17 protein-coding genes are annotated in these 17,026 nt (G+C 47.9%); 11 read left to right on the top strand and 6 right to left on the bottom strand.

Going from position 1 to position 17,026, the window contains the following annotated elements; genetic code table 11:
- Positions 1 to 156: 156 nt before the first annotated feature.
- Positions 157 to 999: a DegV family protein gene (locus AB1K89_RS16630; RefSeq protein ID WP_413055822.1), complete on the bottom strand. Its 843-nt coding sequence runs from the start codon at positions 997 to 999 to the stop codon at positions 157 to 159.
- Positions 1,000 to 1,180: 181 nt separating this feature from the next.
- On the opposite strand from AB1K89_RS16630, the gene AB1K89_RS16625 reads away from it, so the two are divergent.
- Positions 1,181 to 1,774, top strand: a complete 594-nt coding sequence (locus AB1K89_RS16625) for a nitroreductase family protein (protein ID WP_413055821.1) — start codon at positions 1,181 to 1,183, stop codon at positions 1,772 to 1,774.
- Positions 1,775 to 1,945: 171 nt separating this feature from the next.
- Here AB1K89_RS16625 and AB1K89_RS16620 read toward each other — a convergent pair whose 3' ends face one another.
- A complete protein-coding gene (locus tag AB1K89_RS16620) occupies positions 1,946 to 2,107 on the bottom strand; it encodes a hypothetical protein (RefSeq protein WP_413055820.1) in 162 nt (53 codons plus the stop codon).
- A gap of 19 nt (positions 2,108 to 2,126) precedes the next feature.
- Positions 2,127 to 3,524 (bottom strand): dipeptidase, encoded by a 1,398-nt coding sequence (locus AB1K89_RS16615; RefSeq protein WP_413055819.1) that lies wholly within the window; start codon positions 3,522 to 3,524, stop codon positions 2,127 to 2,129.
- A gap of 164 nt (positions 3,525 to 3,688) precedes the next feature.
- Between AB1K89_RS16615 and AB1K89_RS16610 the strand changes: the two genes are divergently transcribed.
- From AB1K89_RS16610 to AB1K89_RS16600, 3 genes are all read left to right on the top strand, one after another.
- Entirely contained in the window at positions 3,689 to 4,936 is a 1,248-nt protein-coding gene (locus tag AB1K89_RS16610; RefSeq protein WP_413055818.1) for a hemolysin family protein, read from the top strand.
- A gap of 377 nt (positions 4,937 to 5,313) precedes the next feature.
- Positions 5,314 to 5,859 carry an RNA polymerase sigma factor gene (locus AB1K89_RS16605; RefSeq protein ID WP_252503162.1) on the top strand — a complete coding sequence of 182 codons (546 nt, stop codon included), beginning with the start codon at positions 5,314 to 5,316 and terminating at the stop codon, positions 5,857 to 5,859.
- Positions 5,860 to 6,025: 166 nt separating this feature from the next.
- A complete protein-coding gene (locus tag AB1K89_RS16600) occupies positions 6,026 to 7,477 on the top strand; it encodes a phospholipase D-like domain-containing protein (protein WP_413055817.1) in 1,452 nt (483 codons plus the stop codon).
- 50 nt (positions 7,478 to 7,527) lie between these two features.
- On the opposite strand, the gene AB1K89_RS16595 is transcribed toward AB1K89_RS16600, so the two are convergent.
- Positions 7,528 to 7,716, bottom strand: coding sequence for an SE1832 family protein (locus AB1K89_RS16595; protein ID WP_413055816.1), 189 nt, complete (start codon positions 7,714 to 7,716; stop codon positions 7,528 to 7,530).
- Between the two features lie 24 nt (positions 7,717 to 7,740).
- A complete protein-coding gene (locus tag AB1K89_RS16590) occupies positions 7,741 to 8,796 on the bottom strand; it encodes a PseG/SpsG family protein (RefSeq protein WP_413055815.1) in 1,056 nt (351 codons plus the stop codon).
- A 135-nt stretch (positions 8,797 to 8,931) separates the two neighbouring features.
- On the opposite strand from AB1K89_RS16590, the gene AB1K89_RS16585 reads away from it, so the two are divergent.
- From AB1K89_RS16585 to AB1K89_RS16555, 7 genes are all read left to right on the top strand, one after another.
- Positions 8,932 to 10,866: a cation:proton antiporter gene (locus tag AB1K89_RS16585; protein ID WP_413055814.1), complete on the top strand. Its 1,935-nt coding sequence runs from the start codon at positions 8,932 to 8,934 to the stop codon at positions 10,864 to 10,866.
- Between the two features lie 75 nt (positions 10,867 to 10,941).
- Complete coding sequence (locus AB1K89_RS16580) at positions 10,942 to 11,505, top strand: NADPH-dependent FMN reductase (RefSeq protein WP_413055813.1); 564 nt, start codon at positions 10,942 to 10,944, stop codon at positions 11,503 to 11,505.
- A gap of 252 nt (positions 11,506 to 11,757) precedes the next feature.
- On the top strand, positions 11,758 to 13,926 hold the full coding sequence (locus tag AB1K89_RS16575; RefSeq protein ID WP_413055812.1) for a DNA topoisomerase III: 2,169 nt from the start codon (positions 11,758 to 11,760) through the stop codon (positions 13,924 to 13,926).
- A gap of 205 nt (positions 13,927 to 14,131) precedes the next feature.
- Entirely contained in the window at positions 14,132 to 14,731 is a 600-nt protein-coding gene (locus AB1K89_RS16570; protein ID WP_413055811.1) for a hypothetical protein, read from the top strand.
- 16 nt (positions 14,732 to 14,747) lie between these two features.
- A complete protein-coding gene (locus AB1K89_RS16565; RefSeq protein ID WP_413055810.1) occupies positions 14,748 to 15,218 on the top strand; it encodes a GNAT family N-acetyltransferase in 471 nt (156 codons plus the stop codon).
- A gap of 39 nt (positions 15,219 to 15,257) precedes the next feature.
- The gene (gene ybaK / locus AB1K89_RS16560; RefSeq protein WP_413055809.1) at positions 15,258 to 15,749 is read left to right on the top strand and encodes a Cys-tRNA(Pro) deacylase; all 492 of its coding nucleotides are present in this window, start codon (positions 15,258 to 15,260) and stop codon (positions 15,747 to 15,749) included.
- An 88-nt stretch (positions 15,750 to 15,837) separates the two neighbouring features.
- Positions 15,838 to 16,476: a YczE/YyaS/YitT family protein gene (locus AB1K89_RS16555; protein WP_413055808.1), complete on the top strand. Its 639-nt coding sequence runs from the start codon at positions 15,838 to 15,840 to the stop codon at positions 16,474 to 16,476.
- Between the two features lie 252 nt (positions 16,477 to 16,728).
- On the opposite strand, the gene AB1K89_RS16550 is transcribed toward AB1K89_RS16555, so the two are convergent.
- On the bottom strand, positions 16,729 to 17,019 hold the full coding sequence (locus AB1K89_RS16550) for a hypothetical protein (RefSeq protein WP_413055807.1): 291 nt from the start codon (positions 17,017 to 17,019) through the stop codon (positions 16,729 to 16,731).
- Between the last annotated feature and the right edge of the window lie 7 nt (positions 17,020 to 17,026).

Genomic DNA, 17,026 nt, shown 5'->3' with positions numbered 1-17,026 from the left:
GTTTGGCAAAGGGCTGCAAACGCTTTTAAATCCACTTCCTAACAACGAAAATGCCCCTCCGGAAATAATCGGGAGGAGGCTGTGAATGATTAGGTTAATAATTTTTTTGACGTTCGATGAAAATGAAATGTGATGCACACCCGCCCACGGCTTCTGTTAATACCATAACACCGCAATTGTCCCTTCGCCCGCATGAACGGCGAGGGTGGAACTGATATCGCCGATCTCCACGGCAAGGCCAGGCACTTGGCTGATGATCATCGATTTTAATTGCTCGGCCTGCTCCGGCACATTTCCTTGCATCAAATAGACCTTACCATTGCCTTTCGGATGTCCTTCAGCTACTTTATCGACCAAATATTGTAGCGCTTTCTTTTCGGAACGGACTTTTTCAATCGCTTCCAATTTACCGTCAGTCGTTATTTGGATAATCGGCTTCACTTTCAACAAGCTGCCGAGGAAGAACTGGACGCCGGTCATCCGGCCGCCTTTATACAACTGCTCTAACTGGCCGATGTAAATGTAGTTCTTCAACGTACCTGCCATTTTTGCTAGCTCAGTTTTAATTTCAGGTACGGATGCTCCTTCGTTTTGCAATTCCATCCCTTTGTCAATCAAACCTGTGATGCCGTATGAAACGGACTTGGAGTCGATGAATGTGATGGGGAAGCCTGCAATATCCGCACCGGCCATGGAGGAAGCGAGGGTTCCGCTCAACTCGGCTGACACATGGATGGCGATCGCCTGCTCATAGTTTTCTGCAATCTTCTTGAATTGCTCGGCAAATTCGCCGGCTGCCGGTTGGGACGTTTTCGGAAACTCCGTCGCATTTTTAATGTTTTCATACAATTGTGCTGGCGTCAGGTCGACACCATCAACAAATTGCTTTTCCCCGAAATGTATATTCAACGGAATTGAATAGAAATCAGGGTGGTTTTTTAATTCATCTGTAATATAGGAAGTGCTGTCAGTTATCCATGCTATCGGCTTTTTCGTCATTAGTCAGTCATCCTTTTCTAAACATTCGCTTCTTTCATTACTATACTACAGAAAGTAATCTCTTGAAATACCAATTGAATGAAATTATTTGGAAAAACGTTGAAAGTGTCGGTGGATTCCCCAGTTGTCCCCTTTTCGTGTATAATGGTTTTCAGTATGATACAAAGGAGAGTTCATAGTTATGAATGAACAGGCACTTTCGGTAAGGGAAGCGATCATCAACCGTCGCTCGGTCAAGAACTTCAACGGGCAGCCGGTCGATCTTGAAAATATAATGTCCGTTTTGGAAGACGCTAGATGGGCACCGACCCACGGCTTACGTAACCCATGGCGCTTCATCGTCGCTGCTAACCAGGAATACGTAAAGTTCCAAGACGTTCTGAAAGAATATGGTATTCCAAAGTGGAAAGAGTTGTCCGAAGAGGACTTGGAGAAGCAAATGAAGAAGTTCCGCGCTCCTGGCGCCGTCGTTTTCGTCGTCGTCAAAGAAGATGTACGCCAGAAGGAACGGCTGGAGGACTTTGCAGCGGCAAGCGCGCTTATCCAAAATGCGATGCTCCTAGCGTGGGACCAAGGCGTCGGGACATGCTGGAAGACACCTCCATTCCTCGACAATCCAAAATTCCGTGATGAGCTTGGCGTGAAGTGTGGCGAACGGATTATTAGCATGCTGCAATTCGGCTATTACGATGATATTCCAAAAAACCGCGTTCGAACGCCGCTTGAGGACATTGTTACGTTTTATGGCAAGGAAGAGAATGACGAAGAGGAATAAAAATAGGGAAGAGCTGTCCAGAAAGTCAAACAATGACTTTCTGTGACAGCTCTTTTTTTAATAAAGAAGATTCGCGTCCAAAGCAAGCCGTTACGCGTCCAAAGGAAGTGTTTCCGCGGCCAAAGTGAGCTGCCCCGTGTCCAAAGTAGTCGTTTTCGCGTCCAAAGCGGGCTACTCCGTGCTCAAAAAGTCCACTTTCGCGACCAGAGTAAGCCGCTTCGCGCCCAAAAAGTTCGCTTCCGCGCTCAAAGCAATCCGCTCCGCGCTCAAAAAGTCCGTTTCCACGCTCAAAACAAGCCGCTTCGCGCTCAAAAAGTCCACTTCCGCGCTCAAAGCCACCCCACACCCAGACTTACTTCTTCAATTCATCTTTCGAAAACTGTGCAAGCTCATTATAATAATCTCCGATGACGCGCAAGCCTTTGTCGAAGTTCTCCAAATGGAAATGTTCGTTTGGAGCATGGAAGTTCTCGCTTGAAAGTCCGAAGCCCATTAGGACGACCGGCAGATTCAAAATTTCATCGAATGCCGCGACAATCGGAATCGAACCGCCCATACGTGTGAAAGCGGTCGGCACTTCATATACTTTTTCGTAGGACTTCCCTGCAGCTTGAATAGCTGGATGGTCGAAAGGCGTGATGAAAGGCTTCCCTTTATCGAACTCGCTCACCGTCACCGTAACACCGGCAGGCTTATGCTTTTCAATATGAGCCTTCAATTTTTTCACAATGTCTTCCGGATCTTGATCCGGAACGAGACGGCATGTAATCTTTGCACCGGCTTCGGACGGCAATACCGTCTTGATGCCTTCCCCTGAGAATCCTCCGAAGACGCCGTTTACTTCGAGGGTAGGGCGTGTCCACGTCCGCTCCAAATAAGAATAGCCTTTCTCGCCGAACAGCTCGTTGACGCCGATTTCCTGCTTTAACGCATTCTCATCGAAGTTGAGCGCTTCATAAGCAGCGCGCTCTTCATCGGCTAACGGGCGTACATCTTCATAAAACCCGTCGACTGCAATTGTTCCTTCCTTATCATGGAACGATGCAAGGATTTCAGAGATGGCATGGATCGGGTTTTGCACGCCTCCGCCGTAAATGCCTGAATGCAAATCGCCTTTTGCACCTTTAACATCGATCTGGACGCCGGCAAGTCCCCGCAAACCGTAACAGATCGCTGGCTTTCCAGGACCGTACATTCCTGTATCAGAAATGACGATAATATCGGCGGCCAATTTCTCTTTATTCTCCTCGATATATTTCTCGAGGTTCGGACTGCCGATTTCCTCTTCACCTTCAATGATGAATTTGACGTTCACCGGCAAGCTTCCGTTTTCATTCATAAGCGCTTCTACGGCTTTTATATGCATGAAAACTTGGCCTTTGTCATCACTCGCCCCGCGCGCATACAATTTATTGTCGCGTACTTCCGGATCGAACGGGCCGCTTTCCCAAAGGTTCAACGGGTCGACAGGTTGGACGTCGTAGTGACCGTAAAACAGGATTGTCGGTTTACCTTCTGCATGAAGCCAATCTCCGTAAACGACCGGATGTCCTTCCGTCTCATCGATCGACAGGTTCTCCAACCCCGCCTGGCGGAATGAATCCTTCAACCATTCAGCCGCTTTCTGCATGTCCGACTTATGCTCAGACAAAGCACTGATGCTCGGAATACGGAGGAAATCTTTCAATTGCTCCAAATGCTCTTCCCGTTTGGATGTGAAATAAGCGTCAAGTTTTTCCAAATGACTCATAGTGTACCCCTCATTTCAAAATTATTTCGTGAATGAAAGTATTATATCATGTTGGTAGGAATCAAGTTATTCAAAAGGACGAATTTGCTAGGAGTATGTTATGATATGTAAAAGTTACTAACTGAACGAACTTTGAAGTACAGAAACTCCGGGAGGAATCACTTTTGTTTATAGCACTAGGGTTCTTTTTACTTATGTCGTTCTTCCTTTCAGGGAGTGAGACGGCACTTACCGCGGTCAACCGCATGAAAGTCCAGCTCCGTGCCGAGCAGGGCGATCCGAAATCGATCAAGCTGAGAAATCTGATTTCGAAGCCGGATCGGATGATTACGGCCATCCTCATCGGAAATAATATCGCGAATATAATGATGCCTACAATTGTAACGATGATTGCAATCGATAGGGGCTTGAAAGTGGGGGTCATGACAGGGATTTTGACGGTCGTGATTATCATATTCGGGGAAGTGTTGCCAAAGACGATTGCAGCGACATTTGCCGACCGGATCGCCTACGTCGTTGGCCCTACGATATCGATATTCGTCAAACTGCTGACGCCGTTGACGATTCTCCTTTCTTCATTTACGAACATCTTCATACGCATCATTTCGAAAGGTGCCGTGACGGAAGCGACGTTGACGAAGGAAGAGCTTCGTTCCATGGTGGACATCGCATCGACGGAAGGGACGTTCGAACAGGAGGAGTCGCTCCGGTTGAAAGGCGTGCTCGATTTTCCTGAAAAAGACGTCTCCGATGTAATGGAAACGCACCGCACAGACGTTATCGGGCTGCCGATCGAGTCAACTTATGAAGAAGTGCGCGATACGATCCTTGAATACTTCTATACACGTTATCCGATTTACGAGGAAAGCATCGACCGTGTCGTCGGGATTTTCTATTCAAAGACGCTCATCGAATGGTCAATGCATCCTGACAAGAAACTTGCCGATTTGATGGACGAAGAGCCTTTATTCGTCGTCCAGACAGCGAGCGTCGAAAAAGTGTTCAAACTTATGCTTGCGAATAAAAAACATATGGCCATCGTACTGGATGAATATGGCGGAACACTCGGCATCGTCACACAGGAGGACATCATCGAGGAGATGATCGGGCAGGATATCGAGGATGAAACAGACTTCGATGAAGAAGTACTCGTCTATGAAAAGAATGAGGACCTGCTCATTTGTCATGGCCGACTTGAGATTGTCGATGCCATCGACCTGCTTGACGTCGAACTGCCGACCGACCATGAAACAATCGGTGGATTCGTCATGCAAGAGCTCGGTCATGTACCCGAGGAAGGGGAACGTTTTACATACGAAAACCTATACTTCGAAATCGAGGAAATGGATCGTAGTCGGATCATCAAGATGAAGATTACGAAACGGTATGATAAGGAAATTGAACAAGAATGACGAATGCCCCGCAGATGAATGCGGGGTTTTTTTTGATACATCTAGCTCCGGGCGCTAGAAGGGTGCCTTAATTTCTGCAAAACCGCAGAAATACGGCAAATCGAACCCTTCGCAGTTCGATTTGCTCGGGTCATAAGTCGAAGCTGCTGTTTGGCAAAGATCGCCACTTCGCATCTTCGCCTTATGCCTGTCGCAGCTAAAGCTGTCACGAAGAACAGCTTTTGCGAGTAAAAGCGCAGCGTTACGAGCAGAATGGCAAGCGCCCTCCGCTATTGAGTATTACAAAAATGTAAGTTTAGTGAAAGACAAGTCGATAGTTTGTAAGGGCAGATTCATTGATAATAAAGTCAACAGTTACAAAACGGAGGAGTAATCGTATGAAAATCGACTTGACAGAGCTATATGACGAATATGGCCGATACATATATCATTTATGTTTAAAACTAACACGCAATAAAGAGGAAGCCGAAGACCTTATGCAAGACGTATGGGTCAAGGTTGTCCGCTACAGCGGAAAGATGGACAGTGTGGATCGGATGAAAGCTTGGTTGACGACAATTTGTATGAACACATTCCGCGACCGTTATCGCAAAGATGTGAGAAGAAGCAAACACGTAATGCACCAACCTGAAACATTGGACGTTCCGATCTTGGATTTGGTTCCCAGTGACAACCCGACACCCGTCGAAATGATCGAGCAGAACGACATCCAACTCATGGTACAGCAGAAGATCGGCGAGTTGGACGGCATTTACCGGACGACGATCGAATACTTCTACGTCTATCAATATTCGTTGATCGAAATCGCGGAATTGATGAAAGTATCGATCGGCACAGTGAAATCCCGACTGTTCCGTGCGAAAAAGTATTTGAAGGAATTAATGATGGACGACACAACAGTGAGAGAATACGTCACTGCTTAATTAAATATATGTATCAATGCCTCTGTTTTTATAATGGGGGCATTTTTTATTTTGTTTATTAGTACGGAAAGCGCCGCTTGGAGCGGAATAAAATTAATAAAACATAGTTTGCAACCAGCAAGTAAGGGGAACTTGTAAATGGTAACTAGACTACGGGGTTGATTGAATGGAGAAAATGAAAAAATGGGTACGGCCAAAATGGTTCATCCTCATGGCCATCTTGCTGTTCTTATTTCTATACGTCGGGGTCATCACCTGGCACACATATAAACCGCTTCCGGAAGGCGTCAATTACGAAGGTGACATCCATTGGACGGACGACGTTCAAATGCTCACCGATTTGACGTATGCCCAAAACAAAAAAGGGGACGGGATGGTGCATGAGCTCTCCATCTTTGATGAAATCTACAAAATGATCGACGAGGCGGAAGAGTTCATCGTCCTCGATTTCTTCCTCATGGACCACTACACGGATGAAAAGATCGACTTTCCTAACATCTCGGAAACATTGACTTCAAAATTAATTCAAAAGAAAAAAGAGAATCCGCAAATGGACATCATCTATATTACCGACCCTCTCAACACAGGCTACGGCTCCTATGAATCAAAATGGTTCAACCAGCTCGAGGACGCCGGCATTGAAGTTGTCTACACCGATCTCGATGAGCTGCGGGACTCGACGCCTATCTATTCGGGCCTCTACCGGACTATTTTCCGCTGGGTCAATTTTGAAAAGGAAGGCTGGATTGCAAATGCGATGTCGAACAAAGCGCCGAAAATGACGTTGCGATCGTATTTGATTCTTTTGAATGTGAAAGCGAACCACCGGAAGACGTTCGTGACGGACAAGGCTGCAATCGTGACGTCGGGAAATCCGCATGACGCGAGCGGACTCCATGGAAATGTCGCCTTGAAAGTGGAAGGAAGCGTATTAAATGATATTTTAGAGGCGGAAGAAGCGGTCGTCCGCTATACGAATGGTGGTTCCTTGCCGCGCGTGGACGTCAAGGAGGGGCAAGGCGGCGAGTACGCAGTGCAATATCTGACTGAGAAAAAAATTCACGATGCGCTACTCGGCGATATTGCAGCAGCCCAAGAAGGGGATACGATCCGGATGGGCATGTTTTTCATTGCGATGCCCGATATCGTGGAAGCCATTGTCGATGCGTCGAATCGGGGCGTCCATGTCCAAATGATTTTGGATCCGAATGAAAACTCGTTCGGCAATGAGAAGTCGGGCTTGCCGAATCGTCCGGTCCTACAGAAGATGATGGATGAGACGGACGGGAAGCTGGACGTCCGGTGGTATAACACGGTCGTCGGCCAGTACCATACGAAGCTCGTCGTCGTCCATACGAAGCTCGAAACGTACATTACGAACGGCTCCGCGAATTTGACCGACCGTACATTGAACAATTACAACCTCGAAGCGAATTTGAGGGTCATCGCGCCGAATGACAGCGAGCTGTCTAGCGAAGTTGACAATTATTTTGACCGGCTCTGGCACAATGAAGATGCCCTCTATACACTCGATTTCGAGGAGTACCAAGATAAGTTCACATTCTTCCAGCGGGGCATTTACCGCCTTCAGGAATTATTGAAACTAACAACCTACTGAACGTCAAAAGGCTGTCCACGAACGGAACCCCATTCGTCGGCAGCCTTTCTTCATTCTGTCAGCTCAGCAAGTTGCTTATTCAACTCGGCTAATCTTTCTTCCATCGCGGCAAGGCGTTGCTCTGCTTTATGGACCGAATCCGCATGTCCGGTCGACTCCAGCTTTTCCACGTCGCCTTGCAAGCTAATGTAATCCATTTTCAATTCCGCGATCGCCGATTCGATTTGTCGTTTATTCATGTGGAAAACTCCAATCGTTTTCCTTTAGTGTAGCATATCCGACAGTGCTTTTCCGCCTGCTCCGCGTTTCGGGTGTTCCAATAAATAATAGATCGTCTCGACGACTTTGTCCTTTCCGTCCCCGAGTCCGAGCGCAAGTTGGCGTTCGATTGAACGTTTTCTCAATGGTTCGTGAAGCAGCGGCTCCATGATCGCGTTCAATAGATTGGACTGTTTCACTTTCCTTCCAAGGCCAAGATGGACGAAGCCGTGCTGTTCTTTCGGGAATGCAAGTCCCAGTTCGAAGTCATTCTGGGATAGGACGACGCACGGGATGCCCATAACGGCGACTTCATAAGGCATATAGCTCGATGCGCATAAAATTACGTCTGCGGTCGCATAGATTTCCGCTATATTATAGGGCGGTTGCTGGACGAGCGTGTTGCGTCTGCCAAGCGCCATCATCCGGAGCGTGCTGACGTCATGCGGGTAACGCTCTCCGATGAGGACGGTCACTTTCAACGGGATCTGCAACTGGGACACATGCCTGAGTGCTCGGTATGTCAAATTCCCCTCGTCCTCTTCCCCGAATGAAATGACGAGATGAGGTAGGGTGCCTGGAGGGGCCTTCCGTAAACCGGATCTTTCGAAAGTGCGCATCGATGGGTCGGCAATGAAAAGCTGTCGATCCACGACAACATGTTCTGAAGGTTCGTCGATTGATTCCTCCAAGAGGGTCTGAATGACGAAGTCCGCATGCTTCCCTCCGTCGCCGAAATCGTCAAAATGCAAAATGGATGGGACGATGTTGCGGATCTTTTCCACTTCTTCGGAAACCGTCGGGCCTGTGTCGCGGATGAGGAGGTTTGGACGGATGAGTGCCAATGTCTGTATCAGGTTGGCCTTTTTGCCGATCGTAATCGATTTGAATCCTTCCGGAGGTGAAGGGGAGTTTTCACCGACGATGAATAGGACGTTCACTTCTTTTGCGATGTCCCGAGCGAGCACGGACGCTCTCCTTGCAGGGTACGAACCTTTGCCGTCCGACCTTGCAATGTAAAATGCAACAATTTTCTTCTTTGAGTTTTCTATTGGTATCACCCTTTCTATTCCTGTGTATGAAACACTCTCCTTTTCACCCTATGTTTGCAAAAAACGAGTTATGTACAAATACGTGGAATGAAAAAGGAAATGTGGTAAACTATCATTTATTCTTTAGGAAACGGGGTGTTTCCATTGTTCGATTCTCTATTGTTCGACTTGATGCTCGTCATCTTAATCGGGATGCTTTCCCAATGGATCGCATGGAAATACCGCATGCCTGCAATCGTCGTTATGGCATTGGCGGGATTGCTCGTCGGCCCGGTGTTCGGATTGATCAATCCGCAGGAAAGTATGGGGGATCTGTTCGGACCGATTATCACGTTTGCGGTCGCCATCATCCTTTTTGAGGGAAGTTTAAATCTGGACGTCAGAGAGATCAAAGGATTCAGCAAGCCGGTCGGTCGGATTGTTACAATTGGGGCATTTATCGCCTGGATTGCCGGTTCGTTGGCTGCGCATTATTTGGCTGGCCTTTCATGGGAAGTCGCTTTCATCATCGGAGGGCTGTTCATCGTGACAGGCCCGACAGTGATTTTGCCTTTATTGAGGCAGGCGAAGTTGAAGCCGCGCCCAGCGGCAATCTTGAAATGGGAAGGGATTGTCGTCGATCCGTTCGGGGCATTGCTCGCCGTATTTGCATTCGAATTCATTAAATTCATCAATGCCGAAGTGACGCTGAAGTCGCTGCTGCTCTTTTTCGCAGCTTCCGCATTTGCTGTCCTTCTCGGATGGTTTGCGGCGTTGTTCATCGGGAATGCTTTCGAGCGGGGGAGCATACCCGAGTTTTTGAAGGCGCCGATCCTTTTCGTCGTCGTGCTGTTCACCTTTGTCTTTGCGGATGAAATCATGCATGAGACGGGGCTGCTTGCCGTCACCGCGATGGGGATGAAAATGGCAAATATGCGCCTGACGACGTTGAATGATGTTCGTCATTTCAAGGAAAACATTTCTGTCCTTCTCATTTCAGGCATTTTCGTCATGCTCACCGCGTCGCTTGATCCGAAAATATTAATAGAAATCTTCAATCCCGCAATCATGACGTATGTGGCGGCGATGCTATTTGTCGTCCGGCCGTTGTCAATTTGGATTTCCACGATCGGGACGGATTTGAACGTCCGTGAAAAGCTGCTGATCGGGTGGATTGCACCGAGGGGAATCGTGGCGCTTACCGTATCGGGATATTTTGCCACCATTTTGCTGGAAAACGGGTATGAAGATGCGGAGCTGCTCACTGCCCTGACATTTGCGCTCGTCCTGTCGACGGTCGTGCTGCACGGATTTTCAATCGGTTTTATTGCCAAAAAGCTGAACTTGACGACGACAGACGAATCGGGCGTCGTCATCATTGGAGGAACGCGCTTCGGGGCGGAATTGGCGCAATCGATCAAAGACACGGGCAATGAAGTGCTGCTCATCGATGAGTCGTGGGCGGCGCTAGCGGATGCAAGAAGGCGCGGACTAGATAGCTATATAGGAGATATCCTGTCGGAGCAGATTGAATACCATATCGATTTGACGCCTTACCGGTATATGCTGGCGATGACGAAGATGGATCTGTACAATGCGCATGTTTGTGCAGACTTTGAGCCGGATCTCGGGCGTGATCATTTATTCCAAACGGCTTTCCACGTCGGAAAAGATGTCGAGGCATTCACGATTTTGGGCGGGCAGACGTTATTTTCCCCGTCGATCTCGATCTACAGTTTGGAAGAGCGGATGCACGCCGGGCACGTCATACGGAAGACGCTTATCACAAAGCAATACAGCTATACGCAATATTTGCGTGAACGTGATGATAAATCGATTCTGCTTTATATACTCCGGGCTGACGGATCCATTGAATTCTTCACGCCGAACGTTGAGCTGCAGGCGAGCGCGGGTGACGTAATTGTTGTGCTGGCATCTCCTGCAAAAACGATTGAGCGGGTGAAGGAGCGGTTGGAAGAGGAAAATAGCGACACGGAAATTCCATACGAAAAATTGGAAGAATTGTTCGCCGAAGATTCCTTCGAAGGTAAGCGAGATATTCCGGGAGAAGCTCCGAAGTCGAACGGGACCTCCAAATAAGTCTGTTTATAGGCAATCGTACCAATCGTTATGGTACGATTGTCTTTGTAGAAACAGCTTTGAGGAGGATGCCAAGTGAAAGTTTTGTTTGTGGACGGGACCATTATCGGCAGCAAAACAGGCGCCATGCTTGATACGGTCGAAGAGTATGTGAAAAAAGCAAGCAGTCATTTCCAAATTGAACGGATGAAAATGGCGGATTATGATCACCAATTCGTCGATGGGCGTCCGTCGGAACAATATAACGAGGACATGCAGGAAATGGTCCGGAAGTTTGAAGAAGCAGATGCATACATCATTGCGACTCCGATCTTCCAAGGTTCCATTCCAGGCGTGCTGAAAAACGCATTCGATATGCTGCATCCTCATGCGATGCGCTACAAGCCGGTCTCGATCGTCGCGAATGGCGGCACGTACCAGCACCATCTTGTTCCTGAAAATCAGCTGAAGCCGATTTTAGATTACTTCCGCTGTCTCGTAACGCCGAATTTCGTCTATACCCATTCAGGTCATTTCGATCAAGACAACCGCATCATCGATGAAGATGTGCATAACCGTCTGCGCGAATTGGCAAGGGTATTTGCGAAGTATACAGAGATGAGCAAAGATCTTTCGAAAGATGTATTGGACGCAAATTGAATTTTTATAAGGGCTGTCCGGAAAGTCATAAGTTGACTTTCTGTGACGGCCTTTTTTTATTTTGCTGAATCGCGTCCAAAGTGCGTGGTCGCGCGTCCAAAACAAGTCATCTCGCGTCCAAAGCGAGTCGTTTCGCGTCCAAAGCGAGGCATCCCGCGTCCAAAGCAAGTCCCCTCGTCAACAAATTTCGCCGGACATGCAACGGAAGGCGTTCTCCCTTATAATTGAACTATGTAGAAAGGGGATTTATTTATGTCCAAATCAGTAGTGTTGGCCGAAAAGCCATCCGTTGCGAGGGATATCGCGCGGGTGCTCGGTTGTAATAAAAAAGGTAATGGCTTTTTGGAAGGCCAAAAATATATTGTCACATGGGCGCTCGGGCATCTTGTGACGCACGCCGATCCGGAAGGGTATGGCAATGAATATAAGGAATGGAAGCTTGAATACTTGCCGATCATTCCGGAACCGTTCAAATTGACACCGATCCGCCAGACATCGAAGCAGTTCAATGCTGTCAAGGCGCAGCTTCGTCGAAGTGATGTAAATGAAGTCATCATCGCCACGGACGCGGGGCGTGAAGGTGAACTTGTCGCACGCTGGATATTGGAAATGGCGAAGAACCGCAAGCCTGTTAAAAGGCTCTGGATTTCATCGGTCACCGATAAAGCGATCAAGGACGGGTTTAACAATTTGAAGGATGGAAGACAGTACGAAAACTTGTTTGAAGCAGCGGTTGCTCGCGCAGAGGCTGACTGGGTCGTCGGTATCAACGCGACGCGCGCGTTGACGGTGAAATATAATGCACAATTATCGACGGGGCGTGTTCAAACACCGACGCTCGCTATGATAGCGGAGAGAGAAAAGCAAATACGCGAATTCATACCGAAATCATATTACGGTTTGCAGGCGTTGACTGAAACGGCGAGGTTTACGTGGTCCGACAAAGCGGGGCAGACGCAGTCGTTCAATAAAGAGTCGATTGAAAAGCTATTGGCACAACTTGACGGAGTTCATTCCGGAAAGGTGAGGGACGTGAAAACGACCCCGAAACAACAGCCGGCACCTCCTTTATTCGATTTGACGGAATTGCAGAAAGAAGCGCATAGACGTTGGTCCTGGTCTGCGAAAGAGACGTTGTCGACCTTGCAAAATCTATACGAGAGGCATAAAGCGGTGACATATCCGCGGACTGATTCGAAACATTTGACGTCCGATATGGCAGGGACGCTGAAAGAACGTATCAAGGCGGTCGACATCGGACCGTACCGGAAATCAGTCAATGTATTGTTGCGCTCAAATGCGGTGAAACCTCAGAAAGGTGTCATTGACGACAAACGCGTCTCCGATCACCATGCAATCATCCCGACGGAGGAGACGCCGATCTATCAAAACCTTTCCGATAAGGAGCAGCGCCTATATGATTTGATCGTCAAGCGGTTCCTTGCCGTTTTCTTTGGTCCATTCCGCTATGAGCAAGTGACTGCGGAGCTTGAAGTGGGAGGGGAGCTCTTCAAGGCGAAAGGAAGGACTGTCACGGATGAAGGGTGGAAGGCAGTTTATTCCACAGATGAGGAAGAGGAAGATACGGACCGGTTGCCAGCCTTCTCGAAAGGTGCCGAAGTCAACATCCGTGCCATCGTCATGACGGAAGGGCAGACAAAACCGCCGGCGCGTTTCAATGAAGGGACGTTGCTTGCGGCAATGGAAAACCCTTCTCAGTTCATGGCAGGAGAGTCGAAGGATCTGATCAAGACGCTTGGCGATACAGGTGGCCTTGGTACGGTAGCGACTCGCGCTGACATTATCGAAAAGCTGTTCAGCTCGTTCGTCATCGAGAAAAAAGGAAATGACATCTTCACAACATCAAAAGGCAGACAACTGCTCGAGCTCGTGCCGGAAGATCTGAAATCCCCAGCTTTGACGGCTGAATGGGAGCAAAGCCTGACAAAGATTGCAAACGGTAAAATGAAAAAAGAAGCCTTCATGAAAGAAATGGTGGACTTCTCGAAGAAGACCGTCAAAGAAATCAAAACGGATGATAAAAAGTTCAAGCATGATAATGTAACAGGGAAAATGTGCCCGGATTGCGGGAAGCCATTGCTTGAAGTAAATGGCAAACGCGGCAAGATGCTCGTCTGCCAGGACAGGGAATGCGGCCATCGTCGCAACGTATCCCAATTGACGAATGCGCGATGCCCGAACTGTAAGAAGAAGCTCGAATTGCGCGGAGAAGGGGACGGAAGGATTTTCGTCTGCAAATGCGGCCACCGGGAAAAGCTTTCCGCTTTTGAAAAAAGACGTGCCCAGTCTGGCGGCAAGAAGGCGGACAAACGCGACGTGCAAAAGTATATGAAAAAGCAGGAGGAAGAGCCAGTGAATACCGCGCTCGCGGATGCTTTGAAAAAGATGTTCGAGAAGTGATACGTGCGATGGCTAAAACGGCAAAACTGCTTTGTAAGTAATGGTCGATAAAAGGAAGATAGCGTCGAATAAGTAGGTGGAAGTAATCAGTCTGAAATACCTTTTGAATAATCAGACTTTAGATCTTTTGCAGGATGTTTCCATATTTGAAAACTGGCTATAATACACATAACTAAAAGTGGATACGTATCGGGAGGTGAGTGACATGAATGCCATCATGACGTTCGCAACCGCTGCAGATCAAATGCAACGGTATGACGCAGTGAGGCGCAAAAGTGCTGAACAAGCCTATTACCGCAATGCGGATTACAATGGCCGGAACCAGAAGACGCTCGATGATTTGGAAGCATTACTGACAGGGAAGAGTGAGCCGGAATCCGTGCAGGAAAGCCGGGAGTTCAAGAAGCTTGACGCAGGGCAAGTGAAGCAGATCGCTCTTCCTCTCGGGAAGACATTGGAGGAAACCATTGATGCGTGGCGGGATGTCCGCAGAGAAGCGGTTTCGGTACAGGAACCGACGACCGCGGATCATCAGCTGGCGGCTACCGCTTCCGCCAAGATCATGGAAACGGAAACAAGACTCGCCCTTCAAAAGCGTGAGCAGTCGCAAATGGAGGCGGAAGCAAACCGGGCAAAGGCTGAAGAGTTCAAAGTGGCATCCATGGACCTTCCAACGGATCTTGAACGGGAAGTGCTCCTGGAACAAAAACGCTTTGCAAAGGCGATTTCAGCTTACTCGATTCAAGTGGAAGCGAAGCAGAATGGATTCATTGCCGAATGGCCAAGTATCAATAGAACCGCCTGATAAGGAGGGTCGCCAAATGATGGCGGCCCTTTTGAGCATTGGAAGGGAATATTATATTATGAAAATAAGGGAAGCGTGCTCGAGTGATATTCCTCAACTCGCCTATTTAATGGGACAGTTAGGATATACAACTTCGGTTGAACAGATGAGAATGCGTTTTGAAAAGATAAGCGCACAACCTTCCTATCATACCCTAGTAATTGATGTTGGAGGAAAAGTGGTAGGCATGTCTGGTTTATGCACGGGGATTTTTTATGAGTCGGATGGTATATATGTCCGTATTGTAGCCTTTGTGGTGGATGATACTTATCGCAAAAAAGGACTAGGCAAGCTTTTATTAGCTGAATCTGAAGAGTGGGCAAGGAGTAAAGGGGCAGTTGGTATTGTGTTGAATAGTGGGAATCGAACAGAACGTATAGCGGCGCATGCTTTCTATAAGGCAATGGGATATTGGGGAAAAAGTACTGGATTTGCAAAGCGACTTTAATATAAATGAGTAAACTTCGGGAAGTGGATGTGAGAAGGTATGGCGAAGCAGAAAAAATCTGTGAAGACGAACGCAGTACGGCTATTAGAAAATGAACAAGTGCCGCATGAGCTAATGGAATATGACATTAACGATGGGCAGTTGGATGGCGTGTCGGTCGCTGCAAAGACGGGGCAAGCGGAGGAATTGGTCTTCAAGACGCTCGTCACGATCGCCGGCCCGCGTGAGCTTTTCGTCTTCATCGTCCCTGTTGCGGAAGAGCTTGATTTGAAGAAGGCAGCGAAGGCAGCGGGTGTGAAGAAACTCGATATGCTACCGTTGAAGGATTTGACGAAAGAAACAGGGTACGTCCGTGGGGGCTGTTCGGCAATCGGCATGAAGAAAAAATATCCGACTGTGATTGACGCTTCTGCTGAAAAGCAGGAGCAGTTTGTCGTCAGTGCAGGGAAACCGGGATTGCAGATGAAGCTGTCCCCGACAGACCTTGCCCATGTTGCCGAAGCGTCTTTCAGCGACATCATTAAAGACTAATCGCATATATCATGCCTTCTTGACACGTGCTACAATGGAACAGAGAATTCGCTATCCACGATGGAGTAGCATGGAAAGAAGAATGTAGATGAAAAAGATTTTTGTATGGAGATGGACATTTTTTATTGTCGGCGTAATAGTATTGTCGCTCGGCATTACGATGACGATTAAAGGGCAGCGCCTTGGCGTCGGCCCGTGGGACGTCCTGCACATCGGCCTATCCCGACACTTCGGGCTGACAATTGGGACATGGAGCATCATCAGCGGCTTAACCCTCATCACTTTAACCTCCCTTATGATTAAACAATGGCCGAAGCTCGGGACTTGGCTGAACATGATCTTGCTCGGCCTTTTCATCGACTTGTTCAACTGGATGTTGCCGGAATTCGAAACGATGACAGGGCAAGTGATCATCTTCACGCTCGGTGTCATTGTCATGTCTTACGGCGTCGGCATCTATGTCGCGCCCAATGTCGGTGCGGGACCACGGGACAGCCTCATGCTCATCCTCGTCGACAAACTCGGGATTAGCATGAAAAAGGTGCGAACGATGAATGAAGTGATTGTCGGCTTCGCGGGCTGGCTATTAGGCGGTCCGGTAGGCATCGGCACAGTCATCATCGCCTTCCTCCTCGGCCAAATCGTCCACTACGCCTTGCCACAATGCCGCAAGCTATTACTGAAACTTGCCGGCGAGGAAGACGAGGAAGTTTTATTTCGGAAATAAAGAATGAAAGCACAGGCAGACAAGTAACGGGTTCGGTTGATGGGGAGAGAATGCCAAAACGCACCTCAAATATCACCCTTATCAGCATACGTTTCACAACTTAAGTAACAGTATAAACAGCATTAAAAAACGCACTTTCTTAGGTGCGTTTTTACTTTTCGTATTTTATTGTTGTTATTTCAATATGCCTTACTTAACAATCGCGTCCGATTGTGGAAGAGGATTGCACTAAACATTATCCTTTTCCAGCCATTAACGCTGAATGTTTTCTAACACCCGAGGATTGTTCCCATTGTTTGAATAAGTGACGAAATAATCCACCTCTTCTTCGATAAGGTTCCAAACCATCTTCTCTTTTATCATTATCTTGAACGTTTCTTCTTTGTTCGGCATGTTCGGGTTGTATCCCTTGATCCAATATTCTTTGTTGTTGTTCGACTGACCTTTTTCAATCACAACAAACGACGAGGTGGTTGATACTCCCCCACAAGAGGCGAGTAATAATGTGAAAAGGATGATGAATAGCCTGAAAGATTTTTTCATAAATTTT

The organism is Sporosarcina pasadenensis (assembly GCF_047228845.1).
Classification (GTDB): domain Bacteria; phylum Bacillota; class Bacilli; order Bacillales_A; family Planococcaceae; genus Sporosarcina.
This window is presented reverse-complemented; position numbering and strand designations above follow the sequence as displayed.

Excerpts from the sequence above, each read along its gene's own strand:
- AB1K89_RS16570 (WP_413055811.1), top strand. The coding sequence starts at position 14,132 with ATGAATGCCATCATGACGTTCGCAACCGCTGCAGATCAAATGCAACGG.
- AB1K89_RS16595 (WP_413055816.1), bottom strand. The coding sequence starts at position 7,716 with ATGAATAAACGACAAATCGAATCGGCGATCGCGGAATTGAAAATGGAT.
- AB1K89_RS16625 (WP_413055821.1), top strand. The coding sequence starts at position 1,181 with ATGAATGAACAGGCACTTTCGGTAAGGGAAGCGATCATCAACCGTCGC.
- AB1K89_RS16615 (WP_413055819.1), bottom strand. The coding sequence starts at position 3,524 with ATGAGTCATTTGGAAAAACTTGACGCTTATTTCACATCCAAACGGGAA.
- AB1K89_RS16565 (WP_413055810.1), top strand. The coding sequence starts at position 14,748 with ATGATGGCGGCCCTTTTGAGCATTGGAAGGGAATATTATATTATGAAA.
- AB1K89_RS16630 (WP_413055822.1), bottom strand. The coding sequence starts at position 999 with ATGACGAAAAAGCCGATAGCATGGATAACTGACAGCACTTCCTATATT.
- AB1K89_RS16600 (WP_413055817.1), top strand. The coding sequence starts at position 6,026 with ATGGAGAAAATGAAAAAATGGGTACGGCCAAAATGGTTCATCCTCATG.
- AB1K89_RS16555 (WP_413055808.1), top strand. The coding sequence starts at position 15,838 with ATGAAAAAGATTTTTGTATGGAGATGGACATTTTTTATTGTCGGCGTA.
- ybaK (WP_413055809.1), top strand. The coding sequence starts at position 15,258 with ATGGCGAAGCAGAAAAAATCTGTGAAGACGAACGCAGTACGGCTATTA.
- AB1K89_RS16550 (WP_413055807.1), bottom strand. The coding sequence starts at position 17,019 with ATGAAAAAATCTTTCAGGCTATTCATCATCCTTTTCACATTATTACTC.
- AB1K89_RS16575 (WP_413055812.1), top strand. The coding sequence starts at position 11,758 with ATGTCCAAATCAGTAGTGTTGGCCGAAAAGCCATCCGTTGCGAGGGAT.
- AB1K89_RS16605 (WP_252503162.1), top strand. The coding sequence starts at position 5,314 with ATGAAAATCGACTTGACAGAGCTATATGACGAATATGGCCGATACATA.